Raw genomic sequence first — 18,856 nt, forward strand, 5'->3', positions numbered from 1 at the left:
ACTTGACCCACTTGCTTTTATGAAGACGAGCTATCCACTCAAGCCGTTCAACAGGCGCACATTCGAGGTTTGCCTGGGCCGATAGTAAGCTTGGGCTCCTCGTCCTTCACACCGCCTGCACCGCCGCCGCCAATCCTCGTATGATCTTCGCCAGCTCCCTGCACTCATTGTGCAAGGTGCTGTTGCGCCGCCAGGCAAAGCAGATCGTGCGCTGCGGCATGGGTTCCTGGAACGGCACGATCTTGAGATCGGGGATAGTGCCGGCAGGTCCCGTGGCCATTTCCGGGATCAGCGTCACGCCGAGCCCGTGCGCCACCATCTGCAAGAGCGTGGTCAGGCTGGTGGCGCCGTAGCTTGCCATCGCCACCGGCCGCACATTGCCGCAGACAGCCAGCGCCTGTTCGCGCAGGCAATGGCCCTCCTCCAGCAGCATCAGCCTTTCCAGCGCCGGGCTTTCAGGCGGCACCGGCGGCGAGGCGAAAGCCGGATCGCCTGACGGCACGGCCAGGAAAAACCGGTCGGGGAACAAAGCCTCGGTCAGCAGGCCGGGATGGTCGAGCGGAAGCGCGGCGATGAAGGCATCGAGCTTTTGCGACGCGATGTCCTCGACGAGCGAGGCGGTCACCGCCTCGCGCAGTTCGAGCAGCAAGTCCGGGAAATGCATTTTCAGCTCGGGCAGCGCGCGCGGCAAAAGATAGGGCGCGACGGTCGGGATGATGCCCAGCCGGAAGCGCCCTCCCATGGCAGGGCGGCCACGCCGGGCGATGGTCTCGACCTCGCGTATGTCGGAAAGGATGCGTTCGATGCGCGGCAAAAGGGCTGCCGCCTCGTCGGTCATGCGCACCGATTTGCCGCCGCGTTCGAACAGCCGGCAGTTCAGCCGCTGCTCCATTTCCGCGATCTGCGAGGACAGCGCCGGCTGGCTCACGCCCGCAAGTTTCGCCGCACGCCCGAAATGCAGCGTCTGCGCAAGTGCGTCGAAATAATGCATCTGGCGGACGGTTAGGCCTATCATAAGAAAATCCTATTGAAAGGAACAGGAAAGGCAATTTGTTTTTATCGGCAGGCTGGCCTAGTCTGGAATCATTCCAGGATGGCGGCGCTGGCTGCCCGGAACCCTCGGCAAAAAATTGGAGTGCAAGATGGACGCGAAAACCGACGACAACAGCGCGGGCAACTGCCCTGTCGCGCATGGACCCGGTGCCAGGACTAACCGTGACTGGTGGCCCAACCAACTGGACCTCGGCGTTCTCCACCAGCAGTCGAACCTCTCCGACCCGATGGGCGAGGACTTCGACTATGCCAAGGAATTCGCGAGCCTCGATCTCGACGCGGTGATCAAGGACCTGCACCATGTCATGACGGATTCGCAGGATTGGTGGCCGGCCGACTTCGGCCATTACGGGCCGCTGTTCATCCGCATGGCCTGGCACAGCGCCGGCACCTACCGCATCGGTGACGGCCGCGGCGGCGCCGGCGCCGGCCAGCAGCGTTTCGCACCGCTCAACAGCTGGCCTGACAACGCCAATCTCGACAAGGCGCGCCGCCTGCTGTGGCCGGTCAAGCAGAAATATGGCCGCAAGATTTCCTGGGCCGACCTGCTGATCCTCACCGGCAATGTCGCCCTGGAATCGATGGGCTTCAAGACCTTCGGCTTCGCCGGCGGCCGCGCCGACGTCTGGGAACCCGAGCAGGACGTCGATTGGGGATCGGAAACCAAATGGCTCGACGACGAGCGCTACTCCGGCGACCGCGAGCTTCGCGGCCATCTCGGGGCCGTGCAGATGGGCCTGATCTACGTCAATCCGGAAGGCCCGAACGGCAAGCCTGATCCGCTTGCCTCGGCACGCGACATCAGGGAAACCTTCGGCCGCATGGCGATGAATGACGAGGAGACAGTGGCGCTGATCGCCGGCGGCCACACCTTCGGCAAAACCCACGGCGCCGGCGATGCCTCGCTGGTTGGCGCCGAGCCGGAAGGCGCCGGCATCGAGGCGCAGGGCCTCGGCTGGTCGAGCAAGCACGCGTCGGGCATTGCCGGCGATGCCATCACTTCGGGGCTCGAGGTCACCTGGACCACGACGCCGACCAAATGGAGCAACAACTTCTTCGACAACCTGTTCAATTACGAATGGGAATTGACGAAAAGCCCGGCCGGCGCCCATCAGTGGACGCCTAAGGGCGGCGCAGGTGCCGGCACGGTGCCGGACGCGCATGATCCCTCCAAGCGCCGCGCGCCGGCCATGCTGACCACCGATCTCGCGCTGCGGGTCGACCCGGCTTACGAGAAGATCTCGCGGCGGTTCCACCAGAATCCGGATCAGTTCGCCGATGCCTTCGCCCGCGCCTGGTTCAAGCTCACCCATCGCGATATGGGCCCGGTCGTTCGCTACCTTGGCCCGCTCGTGCCGAAGGAGGAGCTGATCTGGCAGGATCCGATCCCGGCCGTCGACCATGAACTGGTCAGCGAACAGGATATCGCATCGCTGAAGGCCAAGATCCTGGCCTCGGGCCTGTCAGTTTCCGAACTGGTCTCGACCGCCTGGGCTTCGGCCTCGACGTTCAGGGGTTCCGACAAGCGCGGCGGCGCCAATGGCGCCCGTATTCGGCTGGCGCCGCAGAAGGACTGGGACGTCAACCAGCCTGCTGAATTGGCCAAGGTGCTTGCCACGCTCGAATCCATCCAGAAGGCGTTCAACGCGGCACAGACCGGCGGGAAAAAGATCTCGCTGGCCGATCTGATCGTGCTCGGCGGCGTCGCCGCGGTCGAGAAGGCGGCAAAGGATGGCGGCAACGAGGTGAAGGTGCCGTTCACGCCGGGCCGCATGGATGCCTCGCAGGAACAGACCGACGTCGCCTCCTTTGCCGCGCTTGAGCCGAAAGTCGACGGCTTCCGCAACTATGTCCGGGGGCCGCAGCCGATGTCGATCGAGGCGATGCTGGTCGACCGGGCACAGTTGCTGACGCTGACCGCGCCGGAGATGACGGTGCTGGTCGGCGGCCTGCGGGTGCTCGGCGCTAATACCGGCAAGTCCAGGCACGGCGTGTTCACCGACAGGCCGGGCACGCTGACGAACGACTTCTTCGTCAACCTGCTCAGCATGAACACGGTCTGGGATCCGGCCGCCGGTTCGGATGAGATCTACGAAGCGCGCGACCGCAAGACCAAGGCGGTCAGGTGGACCGGTACCCGCGCCGACCTTATCTTCGGCTCGCATGCGCAGCTGCGTGCGCTGTCTGAGGTGTACGGGTCCGCGGATGCCGGGCAGAAATTCGCCAGGGATTTCGTCGCGGCGTGGACCAAGGTGATGAACGCCGACCGGTTCGACATCGCTGCCTGATCCGAGCAAGGACTTCTCGACCCAAGAAAAAGGCGCGGGGCTTGGCCCCGCGCCTTTTTCTTGTCCAGGCTTCCGAAGTCAGTCCTTTTCGAAGACGCGCGCCTTGGCGACGACGCCGGCAATGGCGCCGCCGATCAGCGGCGCGACGATGAACAGCCAGAGCTGGCTGATCGCGGCGCCGCCCGAAAACAGCGCCGGGCCAATGGAACGGGCCGGATTGACCGATGTGCCGGTCACCGGGATCATGGCGAAGTGGATACCCGCCAGCGTCAGGCCGATGACCAATCCAGCGAAGGCCGTCGCATGCCTTTCCGCGGTAACGCCGAGGATCACGGTGACGAAGGTGAAGGTGCCGATCAACTCCCACAGGAACGCGGAAGAGACGCCCCATTTCGTCTCGTCCCAGCCATTGGCGCCGAAGCCGCCAGTGTGTCCCCCGACCTGGCCGGAGACGATGATCCACAGCGCCAGCGATGCCAGGATGGCGCCAATGATCTGTGCGATCCAGTAGGGGATGACGTCCTTGGCCGGCAACCGGCCGGCAAGGAACACGCCGAGTGTCACAGCCGGGTTGAGATGCGCGCCCGAAATGGGGCCGATCGCGTAGGCGGCCGCGATAAGGCCGATGCCGAAGGCCAGCCCGATGCCTTCCTGCCCGAGCGGCAGCGCGCCGCCGAAGCCACCCGTCACCACCGACGCGGTACCGATGAACACCAACAGAAATGTGCCTAGAACTTCCGCCAGATAAGTCTTCATTGCCATCTCCTCGTGACGATCCGCCGGTCCACGCTTTCCGCGCCGCGAATCATGGCGGCAAGAGTATTCCCAACCGAAAAACTTGGAAAGCTGAGCTGTCGCATCCCTACCGTGCTTGCAGCCGCCAGTTAAGAACATTAGAGAGCTTGCATCTATTGACGATCTGCTGTTGACCGCACCGGAAGATTTACTGCTCGAGCGGTTTTCGCCGATCCCAACAGGCGGCCTACCGTCGCGAGAGGGGGCGGGGTTCAATCTCACCGTGAAAGGCTCTAAGAGCAGACCGAGATGATGCGCTCGATTTGGTGGACTGAAGAATGCGACTAGGCGGACGGCTGGCTGCGGCCATCGAAGTGCTGGAAGACATTGGCCGGCGTCACCGGCCGGTGGCCGATGCGCTGAAGGACTGGGGCCTGTCGCACCGTTTCGCCGGCGGCGGCGATCGTGCGGCGATCGGCAACATCGTCTACGATGCGCTACGCCGCAAGCGCTCGGCAGGCTGGCTGCTGGGCGAGGACACGCCGCGCGCCATCGGCTTCGGCGCCCTGCTGCTCGAATGGGGCCAGACCGCGCGCTCGCTCAACGAAGCGCTCGACGGCGACAGGTTCGCGCCGCCGTTGCTGACGGCTACCGAACTCCAGGCAACCGACGAGCGGCGGCTTGCCGACGCCTCGCCCGCGGTGCGCGCCGACATACCGGATTGGTGCGAGCCGCTTTTGCAACGCGCGTTCGGTGAGGCCTGGGTCGAGGAGGGCGCGGCGCTCGCCACCCGCCCGCCGCTCGACATCCGCGTCAACACTTTGCAGGCCGATCGGGCCAAAGTGCTGGCGGAACTTGCCGAAACCGGCGCCAAGCCAGCCCAAATCGCACCCCAAGGCATTCGCATACCGCCGATCGACGGCGACGGCCGGCATCCCAACGTGCAGGCCGAGCCGGCTTTCCAGAAGGGCTGGTTCGAAGTCCAGGACGAGGGATCGCAAATCGCCGCCGCTCTTGCCGGCGCCGAGCCTGGAATGCAGGTGCTCGATTTCTGCGCCGGCGCCGGCGGCAAGACGCTGGCGCTGTCGGCGGCGATGGGCAATACGGGTCAGGTCTTCGCCCATGATGCCGAGAAGGCGCGGCTGGCGCCGATCTTCGACCGCATCCGCCGCTCGGAAAACCGCAACGTGCAGATCGTCACCAAGCCGGCGGAATTGTCGCCGCTCACTGGCCACATGGACCTCGTCCTGGTCGACGCGCCTTGCACCGGCAGCGGCACCTGGCGGCGGCGCCCGGACGCCAAATGGCGGCTGACGCAAAGGCAGCTCGACGCCCGCAAGGGCGAGCAGATGGCGATCCTCGATGCCGCAAGCAGCTTCGTCAAGCCGGGTGGCCTGCTGGTCTACGTCACCTGTTCGGTGTTCGACGAGGAGAATGGCGACCAGGTCGCAGCGTTTTGCCAGCGCAATGGCGGTTTTGCCCCGGTCGACCATCGCCGGCTCTGGGACAGCCGTTTTCCCGGCCATGAAACGGCGATGCGGCTCGGCGCGCTGGGCGGTATCTGCCTGTCGCCGGCGCTGAGCGGCACCGACGGTTTCTACATCTGCGCGCTGCGTAGGGCTTCCTGAATGGAGCGGAAGCGAAACTTGCGCTTCCGCTCTCGAGATCAAATTGCTGCAGTGCAGCATTGGATGATTGCTTGCCGCTCACGCCTCTGCAATAAGCTTTTCCGGCAAAGGTGAAAGCAGCGACGGCCATGGCAGCAAAGATCGTACCCGCTCCGGACTATGAGGACCGCGTCAGGGCGTCCTTCGCGCGCCAGCAGGCGATGGCGACCATCGGCGCCGAATTGACGCTGGTGACGCCCGGCATCATCGAAATCGAAATGCCCTATTCGGCCGCACTCACCCAGCAGCATGGTTTCCTGCATGCCGGCGTCATCTCGACCGCGCTGGACTCGGCTTGCGGCTATGCGGCCTTCTCGCTGATGCCGGAGAATTCCGGCGTGCTGACCATCGAGTTCAAGGTCAATCTGCTGGCGCCGGGCAGGGGCGAGCGCTTCCTGTTCCGCGGCTCGGTGACCAAGCCTGGCCGCACCATCATCGTCGCCGACGGCCAGGCCTATGCCTTCGCCGCCGACGGCGAAGCCAAGTTGATCGCCACTATGACCGGCACCATGATGACGATGGTGGGCCGCGACGGGATTGCTGGGTGAATGGCCGGTTCGCCGCAGGCGAATTCATCGTGCCAGTGGCACGATGAAAGGCCACGAACGCCGGGAGCTGCCGGAGGCAGCGGGTCCCGGCGAGCAGGTGGTGGAGACAGCAGGACAGGGAGGAGTAAATCATCATGACCGATAAAGTGTCGCGCCTGTCCGGCAAGAACGTCCTCTTCGTCATGGCGGTGCAGGCCGAATACGGGCCGCATCTACAGCGGCTGTTTACCCCGCTGATGACCGGTGTCGGCCCGGTCGAGGCAGCCGTCCGGCTTGGCGCCGAATTGTCTTGGCTGAAGTCGCAAGATGCGCTGCCGGACCTCGTCGTGTCGCTCGGCTCCGCCGGCAGCCGGACCTTGGAGCAGACGGAGATTTACCAGGCCATCTCGGTCAGCTATCGTGACATCGACGCCTCGCCGCTTGGCTTTGAGAAAGGCGCGACGCCGTTCCTCGACCTGCCGATGACGGTGTCGCTGCCGTTGCGGATTCCGGGGATAAAGCAAGCCACGCTGTCGACCGGCGGCGCGATCATCACCGGCGCGGCCTTTGATGCAATTGCGGCAGACATGGTGGACATGGAGACCTTCGCCTGCCTGCGCGCCTGCCAGCTGTTCGAGGTGCCCCTGATTGGGCTGCGCGGCATTTCCGACGGCGCGGCTGATCTCAGGCATGTCGGCGACTGGACCGAATATCTGCACGTCATCGACGAAAAGCTGGCGGATGCCGTCATGCGCCTCGAACAGGCGATCGGCTCGGGCTTGCTTTGGACGGGTTCTCCTGGTGACGTGGCGGGACCGTTCTGAAAGTCGGGCTCGCAACCCATTGCGCCGACTCGTTTCTTTCTCTAAACGCTCGCCATGAAAACAGCCAATCAACCCGACACCGTCCTGATTGTCGATTTCGGCAGCCAGTTCACCCAGCTCATTGCCCGCCGCATCCGCGAAGCCGGCGTGTTTTCCGAGATCGTGCCGTTCCAGTCGGCCGAGGCGGCATTCAAGCGCATCAATCCAAAAGCCGTGATCCTGTCCGGCGGTCCGGCCTCGACCACGGATATCGGCAGCCCGCGGGCGCCGCAGATCGTCTTCGAGGCCGGCGTGCCGGTGCTCGGCATCTGCTATGGCCAGATGGCCATGTGCGTGCAGATGGGCGGCGTTGCCGAAAGCTCCAATCATCGCGAATTCGGCCGCGCCTTCGTCGAGATCGAGAAGGAAAGTCCGCTGTTCGAGGGCCTCTGGGCAATCGGCCAGCGTCACCAGGTGTGGATGAGCCATGGCGACCGCGTCATCTCCTTGCCCAAGGGGTTCGAGGTGTTCGGCAAGTCGGAAGGCTCGCCCTTCGCCATCTTCGGCAATGTCGAGCGCAAGATGTATGGCATCATGTTCCATCCGGAAGTGGTGCATACGCCCGACGGCGCCCGGCTGCTCAGGAATTTCGTCCACAACATCGCCGGCATCGAGGGCGACTGGACGATGCGCGCCTACCGCGAGCACGCGGTCGAGGCGATCCGCAAGCAGGTCGGCAAGGGCAAGGTCATCTGCGCGCTCTCGGGCGGGGTCGACTCCTCGGTCGCCGCGCTGCTCATCCACGAGGCCGTCGGTGACCAGCTCACTTGCATCCTCGTCGACCATGGCCTGATGCGTAAAGACGAGGCCGCCGGCGTCGTTTCGATGTTCCGTGAACATTACAATTTGCCGCTCATTCTGGTGAACGCGTCGGATCGCTTCATCGGTGCGCTCGAAGGCGAGGCGGATCCCGAGAAGAAACGCAAGACCATTGGCCGGCTCTTCATCGAGGTGTTCGAGGAAGAGGCCAAGAAACTCGGTGGCGCCGATTTCCTGGCGCAAGGCACGCTCTATCCCGACGTCATCGAAAGCGTCTCCTTCACCGGTGGCCCGTCGGTGACGATCAAGTCGCACCACAATGTCGGCGGCCTGCCCGAGCGCATGAACATGAAGCTGGTCGAGCCGCTGCGCGAACTGTTCAAGGACGAGGTCCGCGCACTCGGCAAGGAACTCGGCCTGCCCGAGAGTTTCATCGGCCGCCACCCGTTCCCGGGCCCGGGTCTTGCCATACGCTGCCCCGGCGGCATCACGCGCGAGAAGCTGGAGATCCTGCGCGAAGCCGACGCCATCTATCTCGACGAGATCCGCAAGGCCGGCCTCTATGACGCCATCTGGCAGGCCTTCGCCGTGCTCTTGCCGGTGCAGACGGTCGGCGTCATGGGCGACGGCCGCACCTACGAATTCGTCTGCGCGCTGCGCGCCGTCACCTCGGTCGACGGCATGACGGCAGATTTCTATCACTACGACATGGCCTTCCTGGGCGCCGCCGCCACCCGCATCATCAACGAGGTCCGCGGCATCAACCGCGTGGTCTATGATGTGACGTCGAAGCCGCCGGGAACAATTGAGTGGGAATGATTCAGGCCCACTCAAACGCCGCCGAAAATACGCCAATCCGCGACTTAAGTACGTCGGAGCAATGAGGCTCGTGACGGTGTTTTTTGCCTAAGGCATAGAGGAAAAAGGAATTTCCTGCCACGAGCCTCCAAATTGTACTGACGGTACTTTTCAGGACGCAGTAGGGTTGTTGACGGATGCCGCCCTTAAGGCGCTGGAACCACAGAATATCTACAAGATTGCTGGCCGAGATGGCCTATATGTCCGGGTCATGCCCGGTGGGGCGATCTCATTTCGGCTTGATTACAGGCGCCGCCTGAACGACGCCAAGAGTTTTGGCGAGTAGCCTAGGTCATCCCGAACGCGGCAGATCCGCTATCGACCGGGTGTTCTCGCGCCTCCTGTCTGGCGTGGATATCGGCTCCGCCGGGGCCGAAAGCGTGCCGCGCCAAGCACGCGCACTCAGGCCTCTAGTGGTCGAAACGCTTCATCCATCCGAACGAATCGGTGACGGGGCGATATTCGGCGCCGAATGCACCATCATAGCCGGCGTCCGCGATTGCGCGCAGGAGCCAGCCATAGTCCACCTCGCCGTGATCGGGCTCGCTACGATCCGGTACGGCGGCGAATTGGATATGGCCGATCTTGTCGGAAAATTGCCTTACCGAGTTAAGCAAATCGCCTTGAATGATCTGCATGTGATAGCAGTCGAACATTACCTTTACCGCACCGTCTGTCGCATCGATCACACGCAGTGCGGTGGAAAGGTCGGAGAGGAAATAGCCCGGCGCATCGCGCGGGTTCAGAGGCTCGATCAATATGCCGATGTGGTGCCGTGCCGCCGCCTTCGAAGCGTACCGCAAATTGCCGGTGAACGTCGCGAAGGCTTCGTCACCGATTGCCTTTCCTGCCATCACATGGATGTTGCGACAGCCTGTTACGGCTGCCCATTCAATCGCCTGGTCGATCGCCGCGCGCGCTTCCGTTTCACGGCCCGGCAGCGCGGAGAGGCCGAAATCGCCCGCCCCGACATCCCCCCGGGCCGTGTTGATGCCAAGCAGCGGAAGACCGGTTTCGGCGAGCAGCGCCGCGACCACCGATGCGTCGGTATCGTACGGCCAATGCATCTCGACCGCCGCGAAACCGCGCCGCTTGGCCGCGCGGATCGCATCCGGAAGCGCTAGGTTACGAAAGAGAAATCCCAGATTGGCCGAAAGTTGCATCAGTCGTCCCACTCCACGTCAAAGTGTTCCACCAACTCGCGAATTTGCGGAGCCGCGAGGATCTTGGGCCGCAAGCCCTGGGTGAGAAGCGTGAGCTTGGCCGTTTCCTCAAGTTCCTCCATCGCGTAGGCGGCGGCTTCGAGATCCTTGCCGGCGACGACGGGTCCGTGGTGGGCCAGCAATACGGCCGACCGTTTCCCGGCGAGTCCGCGCACGGCGTCTCCCATCGCCGGGTCGCCGGGCCGGATGTAGGGCAGCAGTTTCACCTTTCCCAGCCGCATGATCGAATAGGCCGTCAGCGGCTTGAAGACGCTGTCGGGATCGATGTCGGGCAGAAGCGAAACCGCGACGGAATGGGTCGAATGAAGATGGACGACCGCTCCGGTGCGCGCGCCGCGTGTCTCGTAGAACGCCTGATGCAGCGGCATCTCCTTCGTCGGCTTGTCGCCGTCCAGGAACCGTCCCTCGGCGTCGAAGAGCGACAGGCGGGCGGGGTCGAGCGCGCCAAAGGACGATCCTGTCGGCGTGACGAGCAGCCGACCGTCGCCGAGGCGGGCGGAGATGTTCCCCGAGCTTCCCGCAGTGAGGCCCCGCGCGAACATGGACGCAGCGATGCTGCACATCTGATCCCTGAGTCTTGTTTCATCGCTCATCGTAGAACGCCTCCCGTAAGGACGTCGGCTGCCTTTTCGAAGAACCCGGCCGAGCCGAAATTGCCCGATTTAAGGGCGAGCACCATATCCGGGTCACGGGCCTTTAACGCCGGAACACCGGGGTCGATCTCGGGTCCGATCTCGAATGACGAAATGTTGAGCGCCGATACGACGGCCCCCGATGTCTCGCCGCCCGCCGTAACCAGCCGGCGTACGCCACGCGCCGAAAGCTGACGCGCCAGTTCGCCGAAAAAACCTTCAACCGCCGTCGCGACGCGCTCCTTCCCGTAGCGGTTCTGTGCGGCGGCGACGGCTTCGGGCTCGGCCGACGAGAACACCAGTGGCAAGCCGTGGTGCTGGCGGTCGATCGCCCACTCGGCATATTCAACAGGATTGGCCGTGCCGTCCACGACTGCATCCACCTCCACAACGCGCGTCGGATGGCTTTTCCGGTGCTCGGCAATCTGGCGCCGGCTCATGGTCGAGCACGAACCGCAAAGCGCGGCCGCCGGCCCCTGTATTCCCATCCAATGCGTGGCCGCCGTGCCGATCAACCCGGCCCGACGAAAGTTGGCCGGAAGTCCAAGGGCGATTCCCGAACCGCCGCTGAGCAGGATATCCGCTTCGGCAGCCTCGCCAATGGCGACAAGATCCTTGTCCAGAATGGCATCGACCACGACGTAGCGAGAGCCGCTGGCAGATGCCGCCTCCAGAGCATCCCTGATCGGGAGGGGGCCTCCCGCTACGACATCGTAGGGGACATGGCCGATCCCGCGCGCGGTCTGTCGCGCAAGCCAACGCCGCAGATCGGGATCCGTCATCGGCGTAAGCGGATGTTTCTCCATGCCGGATTCACTCAACAGCCGATCGTTGACGAAAAGATGCCCCTGGTAGATCGACCGGCCGGTTGCGGGAAACGCCGGACAGACGATCGCGCGTGCCACTCCCAACGCGTCGCCAAGAGCGTCCAGCACGGGACCGATATTGCCTTCGGGCGTCGAGTCGAATGTCGAGCAGTACTTGAACAGATATTGGCGGCAGCCTTGGCGTCGAAGCCACTCCAACGCCGCGAGCGACTGCTTCACCGCCTCCGAGGCGGATATCGTTCTGGTCTTCAGGGCAACGACGCCCGCGTCGACCGAGCGGTCGGAGGCGGTGTTGGGAACGCCGTTGTACTGGACCGTGCGCATGCCCCCCTTGGCAAGCGTGTTGGCCAGGTCGGAAGACCCGGTGAAATCATCGCCTATGCAGCCCAGAAGCATCGGAATTTCCCAGTTTCAACTTTCACGGAACTTTGGCGACCATGCCCTAACGGTTAAGGGATGGTCTTCGGGGCGTCGTCCGCCAGGTAAACCGCGATCAGTTCGTCGACCGTGCTTTCGGCCACAAAGCCCAGACTGGTGGCCAGCCTGGGCGTGAAGGATTTCGGCCACCCGGCAATAATGGCCTCGATCGCCTCGTCCGGCGTGCGGTCTATCAACGCCTCGGCTTCGGCCCCTGCCACGCGGCGGAGCGCGGCAATCTGGTCGGAGACCGTGGCCGCGACACCCGGCATGTTCAGCGTGCGCCGGGCGCCCAGCGCGGATGTATCGAGCATCGCGGCATGGATGAGGAAGGCTACCGCCGAGCGCGGGCTCGCCAGCCAATGCTTGACGGTCTCCTTCACCGGCAGCACGGAGCGCTGCCCGGCGAGTGGCTCGCGCAGGATGCCGGAGAAGAAGCCCGAGGCTGCCGCGTTGGGAGTGCCGGGCCGAATGACGATCGTCGGCAGGCGTATCCCGACGCCGTCGAGGAAGCCGCGGCGCGAGTAGTCGGCCAGCAACAGCTCGGATATCGCCTTCTGGGTGCCGTAGCTGGTCAGCGGGGCAAGGATGTAGTCGTCGGGAATAGGGTCGGGCAGAGGCGCGCCATAGACAGCAACCGAGGAGGTGAACACCAGCCTGGGGATATATTTCCGCCGGGTTCCTTCCAGCCGGATCGCCTCGAAAAGAGCGCGCGTGCCGTCCATATTGATGCGATAGCCCTTCTCGAAATCGCGTTCCGCTTCGCCGGACACGATGGCCGCGAGATGGAAGATCACATCCGCGCGGCGCGCGGCCAGATCCTGCGCTGCGCCGGGAGCGGAAATATCGGCGGCAATGGCTTCGACAAAACCTATGTCACCGGTTGGCACCGGCGGCTTCGTCACGTCCGCCAGCGTCATCCGGTCGATCTTTCGATCTCCAAGCGATGCTGTCCGCGAAAGCTCGGCCGCGAGTTTGCGGCCGATCATTCCACCAGCGCCAATGATGAGTATATGCATGGATGCTCCGTTCTCTTCCGGGACTGGTTTGTGATGCCGCTTCAGACCTGCCTGAGCGCGCGCACGACTGCGTAGGCTTCGAGCGACAGGGTTTGCGTTCCGTCATGCGTCAGCCGATCGAGCAGATCCGGTTGGCGCGATGCCGCGACGAAAGATGAGGCGTCAAGAATTGCAGCGCGCGCGAAGCCTTCGGGGAGGCGCACCTCCAGCGCGTTGGGCGAGGGGTTGCATAACCACAGCTCGGTGCCTTTTTCGGTAACCGCCGCGATCCCTCGCACTGCGCCAGGGACCGACGATCGCAGCGGACGGAGCGGGCAGCCTTTGAGCTTCGCCAGGCCTCGCACGATGTGCCAGACAGGATAGAGCTCGCCCTTCCCTTCGAACCAGGGCTGCGGAAATGACGTCGGCACGGAGAGGACGCCGAACGGGCCGACCGCGGCGCCGAGCGCGATGGCCGCCGCGCCGCCTTCCGCGAAGGCGGCGAAGTAGCCGAGGTTCCAGGCCGCTCCCATGACGCCCCGCTGGCGCGGATCATTGAAATTGACCGCCTGCCGGATGTTGGCGGGATTGGCGACCGGCGCTTCACCATAGGGATTGTCGCGCAACCCGATTGCGGACGGCCCAACGGAATATGGGCGGCCCTTGGCGATCGCCGGCACGGTCCTGGCAATATGCGGCAGGCATTCGAGCGTCTCCATCAAGGAGCGGTCGTCACCAGCGTGGAAGATCGCCGCCGTCGTGAATGTCACGAGGTCTATCGCCTCGGCCGGGGGACGTTTGCGGTTGAGCTCGGTGAAGAAGCTGAACATGCCTCCGCCGATGCGAGATCCGGGGAAGGCCGCGCGCGCGGCCGTATAGAGCTTCGCCGCATCCGGCGCTGGCGGCCAGATGCTGCCGGGCAGCGTGCATTTAAGATCGGGTGCGGGCGACACCAGAACCGTCGTGAAGCGATGATCGAGCCTCGCGGCCACCTTGCCCAGGGAGTCGATTTCCGCCGCGGCGCCAGCATCGTCGGCATGCTCGACCACTGCTTCGAGCCAGGGTTGGGCGCCCATTGCGATGGCGATCTCGACCTGCCTCGCCAGCGTTTCGGCATCATGGCCGAGCCGCGGATCGTAATGGCAGATGACATGGGCGACGCCGAGCTGGGCAAGCGTCTCGACATGCCGCAATGCGGCCGAAGCGTCATCGGGATGCAATCCGACGCCGAGAGGTGGAATCGCGTCCGCCGCCTCGCCGAGCGTCAGGGCGGCGATGCCTCCCGCCTGACGCGACGGACCCTTGGGAGAGCCCTTGACGGTCAGGGTGATCTTCTGTTCGACGACCTCGCCGGGCTCGATCCTGTATGGCCAGGGCAGAGCGAGGGGACGAACATAGGTCTTGTAGGAGGCGTCGGTCCAGTTCCGCTGGTCCTCCATCTCGAACGCGTCGCCCTCCATAAGGCAGCTGACCTCCAGCCCGCCGGGAGTACGGTGCGAGATTTCACGCAGATCCATGATCGGCTGCACCGGATCGATCTCCACAGGAAACCGTGTCTCGACCCTCTCGCCGCTTATGTGCGTGATCGTGGCGGCCGCGCCGCTTATGCCCTCTATGGGATGCAGGACGACAAAGCCGGTCCGGTTCGTGAGAAGCCCGGTCGGCGTGGTTCCGCGAGCCGAATAGGTCAGAACGCCTGCCGCGGTACCAGCGATGCCCACGTCATAGCCGAAGGTCTCGCCTTTGCTGGCAACGCTTGCGCGATAGGCCACACGAAAGCGATCGTCGTCCTTTTCGACGACCAGGTCGGTGATCTTCGGAATGAGCGTCGCCCAGTCCTTGTCGCGGACCACGAACGAGATTGCGCGGATCACCTCTTCGCCATGCATGCGGCAGTCGCGCAGGTTCGCGCCGTCGAAAAGCACGCTGAGGGGCCCGGCGCTCAGTAGCCGCTCCTCTGCCGGTAGTTCTTCGGTGCCGTAGAGGCGGACGGCGCGGGAAGGATCGGACTGTGTCATAGGATTCTCCTGGTCTCAAACGCGGCGCGATTTCCAGGTGATGAGGCGCTCGGCCAGCAAGGCGAGGATGATGATGGCGCCGATGGCGGTCCCCTGCCAGAACGGCGAGACGCCGAGCAGGTTGAGGCCATTGCGGATCATCACCATGATCAGAACCCCCATCAGCGTGCCGAATATCGTGCCTCGTCCGCCGTAGAGGCTCGCGCCACCGATGACCACGGCCGCGATGGCGTCGAGTTCAAGCTGGTTCCCCCCGATCGGGTCAGCCGACATGATCTGCGCCAGCGAAAAGGTCATCGCCGTCGCCGAAAGGGCACCGGACACCACGTAGGGAAAGATCGAGTAGAAGAGGGTGTTGAGGCCGGCCGCCCGGGCGGCTTCAATGTTCGAGCCGACCGCGTAGATGGTTCGCCCGCCCTTGGAATATGTCAGCCACGCCCAGGTGGCGAGGTAGAGCGCGATGAGGAAGATGACGTTGGCGGGGATGCCCAGCAGGTTCGTGTAGACGATATTCTGCAGCCCCATGGGCAGTCCCGAAATCGAGCGCTGTCCCGACACGATGTAGGCGAGACTGCGCCCCATCGCCATGACCCCGAGCGTCACCACGAAGGGGGCCAGGCCGAACACTGCGATGAGAACGCCGGAGAAAAGCCCGATCAGGGCGCCGCAACCTATGGCGAGCGCGATCGCCACCGGAATGGGGAATTCCTTCAGGAGTAGGGCGAGGATGATGCCGGTCACGCCCGCGACCGACCCGACGGAAAGGTCGATGCCGCCAGTCAGGATCACCAGGGTCATGCCGACGGCAACTATGCCAAGCACCACCGATTGGTCGAGTATGTTGAACATGTTCCGCTCGGTGAAGAAGTGCGGCGAGATGAACGACAGGATCACCGCAAGCACCATGGCGAGGCAGAGCATCCGGAACTCAAGCGTGCTGGCGAATCTGGGCATCGCAAAGGATCGTGTGGGCGCGTTCATGCGTCGATCTTTTCGTCTTGAGGTGTATCGAACAGGCCGGCGATCCGGGCCGACAGAGCCCCGGCGTCCGGCAGCCTGGAGCCGGCCGGCAGGCTGAGCCCGATCCATCCCAGATCGTGCCCTCGGCGATTGGACAGTGGTGCAAGCAATGTAGAGCGGCCGTCATTCTCGGTCACGATGCCGGGTTGACGCCTTCCAAGCGCGAGGGGGATTGCCGTCTCCTGCGCAAGATAGACATGCCCGGCCGCGAGTCCCATCGTTGCACCCGGCGTACCCTCGGCGAGGGCGAGGCAGACGAACCGGTCGTCGTCGATCAATCCCCAAAATGCCGTGCCGCCATGGCCGGCGACAAGATCGCGCAGGAATGCCGTGTTGCGCTCGGCTGAGCTTCGGGGCGCGGCGAGCAGCGTCAGGCTCTCTTCGCTCAGTCGCGAGGCGGGCAGGTCGGCGATGGTATAGCCGTCACTCACCACGACGACCCGCTCGCAGATCCCCAGTAATTCCTGGAAATCCGAGGAGATCACGACTACGGCTATCCCCCTTTCGGCCACCTCGCGCAGCAGTTCGTAGATTGCCTGGCGTGTCCCTATGTCGACGCCTTTCGTAGGCTCGTCGAGGATGAGCACTTCGGGCTCGATCAGCAGCCAGCGCGCGATAATGATCTTCTGCTGCATGCCGCCGGAGAAGTGCAGAAGGTTTGCATCCATGCGGTCGGTCGGAAGGTCGAGACGCGAAATCAGCTCGCTGGCCTGCTTGCGGCGCGCCGAATGGCCTCGCCCGAAACCCCTGTGCTTGCCCATCTGGGCGAGGAAGAGATTTTCGCCGACCGTCATGTCGGGCACGATGTTCTGGGCCCGCCGGTCCTCGGCGACCATTCCGAGACCGGCGCGGATTGCCGCGATAGGGCTGTTGGGGGCAATCTCCTTGCCGCCGACAAGGACGCGCCCGCGGCTGCGGTGGCGCAGTCCGAATATCGCTTCGGCGCTCTCCGAGCGTCCAGCTCCGACAAGCCCGCCGAGGCCGAGAATTTCACCCCTGCGCACCGTGAACGAGACGTCACGCACGAAAGGCGGGGCTTTGAGCCCAATTACCTCCAGAGCCACCGGCTGCTCGTTAGTGGTCACTCGCGAGACGGCCTTTCGATACACATTTCCGATGTCGCGTCCCACCATGTGGCGGATGACGTCGGCCTGCGTGAGCCCCGCCGTGGGCACGCTTTCGGCCACGGTCTTGCCCTCGCGCAGGATTGTGACGCGATCGGTGACTGCGAAGACCTCCTCGAGCCGATGCGACACGAAGGCGAGTGCCTTCCCGCTGTTTTTCAGCCGCCCCATGATCTCGAACAGCCGGTCAACCTCGATCGGCGAGAGGGAGGCCGTCGGCTCGTCGAAGATGACAAGATCGGCGTTGAGGGCCAGCGCCTTGGCTATTTCGACGAGTTGGCGTTGCGCTGCCGAGAGCCGGCGCACCTCGATGTCGAGTGGCAGTACGTGGTCGTGGCCAAGTTCCGACAGGATGGTCTGCGCCCTGTGTCGCAACTGGCTGAAAGACAGACGGCCCGGCATCGCGTAGCTGGGCAGGAAGATATTCTCCAGCACGCTCATGTCGGGCGCCAGGCTGGTTTCCTGTGCCACGAGGGCAATGCCGGAACGCAGCGCGTCGCGCGCGGATCCGACGGTCAAGGGAGCACCCTTGAAGAGTATCTCGCCCGACGAAGGCGGCAGGTGTCCGCAAACGATCCGTGACAGCGTCGATTTTCCCGCGCCGTTCGCGCCCAGCAATCCGCAGATCTCGTACCGGCAGAGCGCTATCGACGCGTTGCTGAGCGCGTAGGCGTTCCCAAACAGGCGGGTGACGCCACGAGCCACGAGAAGCGGCTCGGGAATCTTGCTGCTGTCTACCATCCGAGGACACACTCCAAGTGGTACGAATAAAGCGTCCGGGGGAGGTTGCCCCCGGACGGCCTATGTCGGCCAGGCCCCGATTACATCTCGTTGGCGAAGACCGTTTCCTTGATGGTTGGAAGCTCCTGCTCGATGTTCTTGCTGGTCACGATCTTGATCGGCACGAGGATTTTCTTTTCGGGAGTCTTGCCGCCGAGATGGTCGACCATCGCGCGTCCCGATTCCTGGCCCATCAGATACGGCTGCTGCATGCCCGAAACGACCAGTTCGCCCGACTGCAGCAACGGCACGAATTCCGGCACGCCGTCGAAACCGGCGACCAGCACGTCGCCGGTGAGGCGGGCCGCCTTGATTGCCTGCAAGGCGCCCAGCGTCGGGCCGTCGGTCTGGACGAAGAGGCCCTTCATGTCCGGATTCGCGGTCGTCATATCCTGCGTGAACTTGAAGGTTTCGTCCGCGGTGTAGGTCTGCATCTGCTGCAGCCCGGCTTCCTTGGTGATGCCAGCCTCTGTCATCGCGTCCTTGAAGCCCTTGGTGCGGGCCTGGCCGTTGAGGCGGGCCTGGCTGATGCCGACAATGCCCACGCTGCCGTCCTGCTTGCCGGCGGCCTTCATTGCCTCGGCCAGCGCTTTGCCGACGCCGTTCGCGCCCTGATAATTGTCAGAGATGATGAAGGACACATAGTCGCCGCTATCCGTGCCGATGTCGGCGATGACCACGGGAATGTTTGCCTGCTTGGCGAGATCGAGCACGGCCGGCGCGGTTGAACTGTCTGTCGGAGAGATGATGATCCCGGCGACGCCGCGGGCGATCGCGTCCTTGGCATTTTTAAGCTGGGTCTGGGCATTGTTGCCCGAATCCAGCGCCTGATAGGTGTAGCCTCCCTTGGTTGCGACATTCTCGATGCCCTTGGAGAGGTATCGCCAGAAGGCAAGATCAAGGCCTGGAGTCAGATAGACCAACTCCTTGGATTCGGCGAGAGCGGCGGTCGCCGTCCCGGCAATGCCGGTCAGCGCGACAACGCCCGCGAGGGCTGCGGTGGCAAAAAGGCGTCTTGTCAGCATGGGAACTCCTCCTGTTGTGCTGCATGGTTGCCCGGCAATCCG

At 64.0% G+C, this 18,856-nt stretch carries 15 protein-coding genes and 1 pseudogene; 6 read left to right on the top strand and 10 right to left on the bottom strand.

Annotated elements, in window-relative coordinates:
- Nucleotides 1-106: 106 nt before the first annotated feature.
- Nucleotides 107-1,015 carry a hydrogen peroxide-inducible genes activator gene (locus tag FJ443_RS20560; RefSeq protein WP_140665617.1) on the bottom strand — a complete coding sequence of 303 codons (909 nt, stop codon included), beginning with the start codon at nt 1,013-1,015 and terminating at the stop codon, nt 107-109.
- A gap of 127 nt (nt 1,016-1,142) precedes the next feature.
- On the opposite strand from FJ443_RS20560, the gene katG reads away from it, so the two are divergent.
- On the top strand, nt 1,143-3,341 hold the full coding sequence (gene katG / locus FJ443_RS20565; protein ID WP_140665620.1) for a catalase/peroxidase HPI: 2,199 nt from the start codon (nt 1,143-1,145) through the stop codon (nt 3,339-3,341).
- A gap of 78 nt (nt 3,342-3,419) precedes the next feature.
- On the opposite strand, the gene FJ443_RS20570 is transcribed toward katG, so the two are convergent.
- Complete coding sequence (locus FJ443_RS20570; RefSeq protein ID WP_140581171.1) at nt 3,420-4,097, bottom strand: MIP family channel protein; 678 nt, start codon at nt 4,095-4,097, stop codon at nt 3,420-3,422.
- 317 nt (nt 4,098-4,414) lie between these two features.
- Here FJ443_RS20570 and FJ443_RS20575 point away from each other — a divergent pair, with 317 nt between their 5' ends.
- The 5 genes and pseudogenes from FJ443_RS20575 to FJ443_RS20595 all read left to right on the top strand — a co-directional run.
- Complete coding sequence (locus FJ443_RS20575; protein ID WP_140566501.1) at nt 4,415-5,704, top strand: RsmB/NOP family class I SAM-dependent RNA methyltransferase; 1,290 nt, start codon at nt 4,415-4,417, stop codon at nt 5,702-5,704.
- A gap of 128 nt (nt 5,705-5,832) precedes the next feature.
- On the top strand, nt 5,833-6,291 hold the full coding sequence (locus FJ443_RS20580) for a PaaI family thioesterase (protein WP_027146613.1): 459 nt from the start codon (nt 5,833-5,835) through the stop codon (nt 6,289-6,291).
- Nucleotides 6,292-6,425: 134 nt separating this feature from the next.
- Complete coding sequence (locus tag FJ443_RS20585) at nt 6,426-7,094, top strand: 5'-methylthioadenosine/S-adenosylhomocysteine nucleosidase (RefSeq protein WP_140524774.1); 669 nt, start codon at nt 6,426-6,428, stop codon at nt 7,092-7,094.
- A 54-nt stretch (nt 7,095-7,148) separates the two neighbouring features.
- On the top strand, nt 7,149-8,711 hold the full coding sequence (gene guaA / locus FJ443_RS20590; RefSeq protein ID WP_140498335.1) for a glutamine-hydrolyzing GMP synthase: 1,563 nt from the start codon (nt 7,149-7,151) through the stop codon (nt 8,709-8,711).
- Between the two features lie 166 nt (nt 8,712-8,877).
- A pseudogene (locus FJ443_RS20595) lies at nt 8,878-9,023 on the top strand (Arm DNA-binding domain-containing protein); the annotation flags it as partial.
- Nucleotides 9,024-9,160: 137 nt separating this feature from the next.
- On the opposite strand, the gene FJ443_RS20600 reads toward FJ443_RS20595, so the two are convergent.
- From FJ443_RS20600 to FJ443_RS20635, 8 genes are all read right to left on the bottom strand, one after another.
- Nucleotides 9,161-9,913, bottom strand: a complete 753-nt coding sequence (locus FJ443_RS20600) for a TIM barrel protein (RefSeq protein ID WP_140665622.1) — start codon at nt 9,911-9,913, stop codon at nt 9,161-9,163.
- A complete protein-coding gene (gene otnC / locus FJ443_RS20605) occupies nt 9,913-10,566 on the bottom strand; it encodes a 3-oxo-tetronate 4-phosphate decarboxylase (RefSeq protein ID WP_140566510.1) in 654 nt (217 codons plus the stop codon). Before otnC ends, FJ443_RS20600 begins: the two co-directional genes overlap by 1 nt.
- The gene (otnK, locus tag FJ443_RS20610; RefSeq protein WP_140665624.1) at nt 10,563-11,828 is read right to left on the bottom strand and encodes a 3-oxo-tetronate kinase; all 1,266 of its coding nucleotides are present in this window, start codon (nt 11,826-11,828) and stop codon (nt 10,563-10,565) included. Before otnK ends, otnC begins: the two co-directional genes overlap by 4 nt.
- Before the next feature lie 53 nt (nt 11,829-11,881).
- Nucleotides 11,882-12,868, bottom strand: coding sequence for a D-erythronate dehydrogenase (gene denD, locus FJ443_RS20615; RefSeq protein WP_140560426.1), 987 nt, complete (start codon nt 12,866-12,868; stop codon nt 11,882-11,884).
- Nucleotides 12,869-12,909: 41 nt separating this feature from the next.
- Nucleotides 12,910-14,865 carry a hypothetical protein gene (locus FJ443_RS20620; RefSeq protein ID WP_140665627.1) on the bottom strand — a complete coding sequence of 652 codons (1,956 nt, stop codon included), beginning with the start codon at nt 14,863-14,865 and terminating at the stop codon, nt 12,910-12,912.
- Nucleotides 14,866-14,880: 15 nt separating this feature from the next.
- The gene (locus tag FJ443_RS20625) at nt 14,881-15,819 is read right to left on the bottom strand and encodes an ABC transporter permease (RefSeq protein ID WP_246681230.1); all 939 of its coding nucleotides are present in this window, start codon (nt 15,817-15,819) and stop codon (nt 14,881-14,883) included.
- Nucleotides 15,820-15,842: 23 nt separating this feature from the next.
- Nucleotides 15,843-17,750: a sugar ABC transporter ATP-binding protein gene (locus FJ443_RS20630; RefSeq protein ID WP_140515078.1), complete on the bottom strand. Its 1,908-nt coding sequence runs from the start codon at nt 17,748-17,750 to the stop codon at nt 15,843-15,845.
- An 80-nt stretch (nt 17,751-17,830) separates the two neighbouring features.
- The gene (locus FJ443_RS20635) at nt 17,831-18,814 is read right to left on the bottom strand and encodes a substrate-binding domain-containing protein (RefSeq protein ID WP_140498327.1); all 984 of its coding nucleotides are present in this window, start codon (nt 18,812-18,814) and stop codon (nt 17,831-17,833) included.
- Nucleotides 18,815-18,856 lie beyond the last annotated feature (42 nt).

Source organism: Mesorhizobium sp. B2-6-1, from assembly GCF_006440475.1.
Classification (GTDB): Bacteria; Pseudomonadota; Alphaproteobacteria; order Rhizobiales; family Rhizobiaceae; genus Mesorhizobium.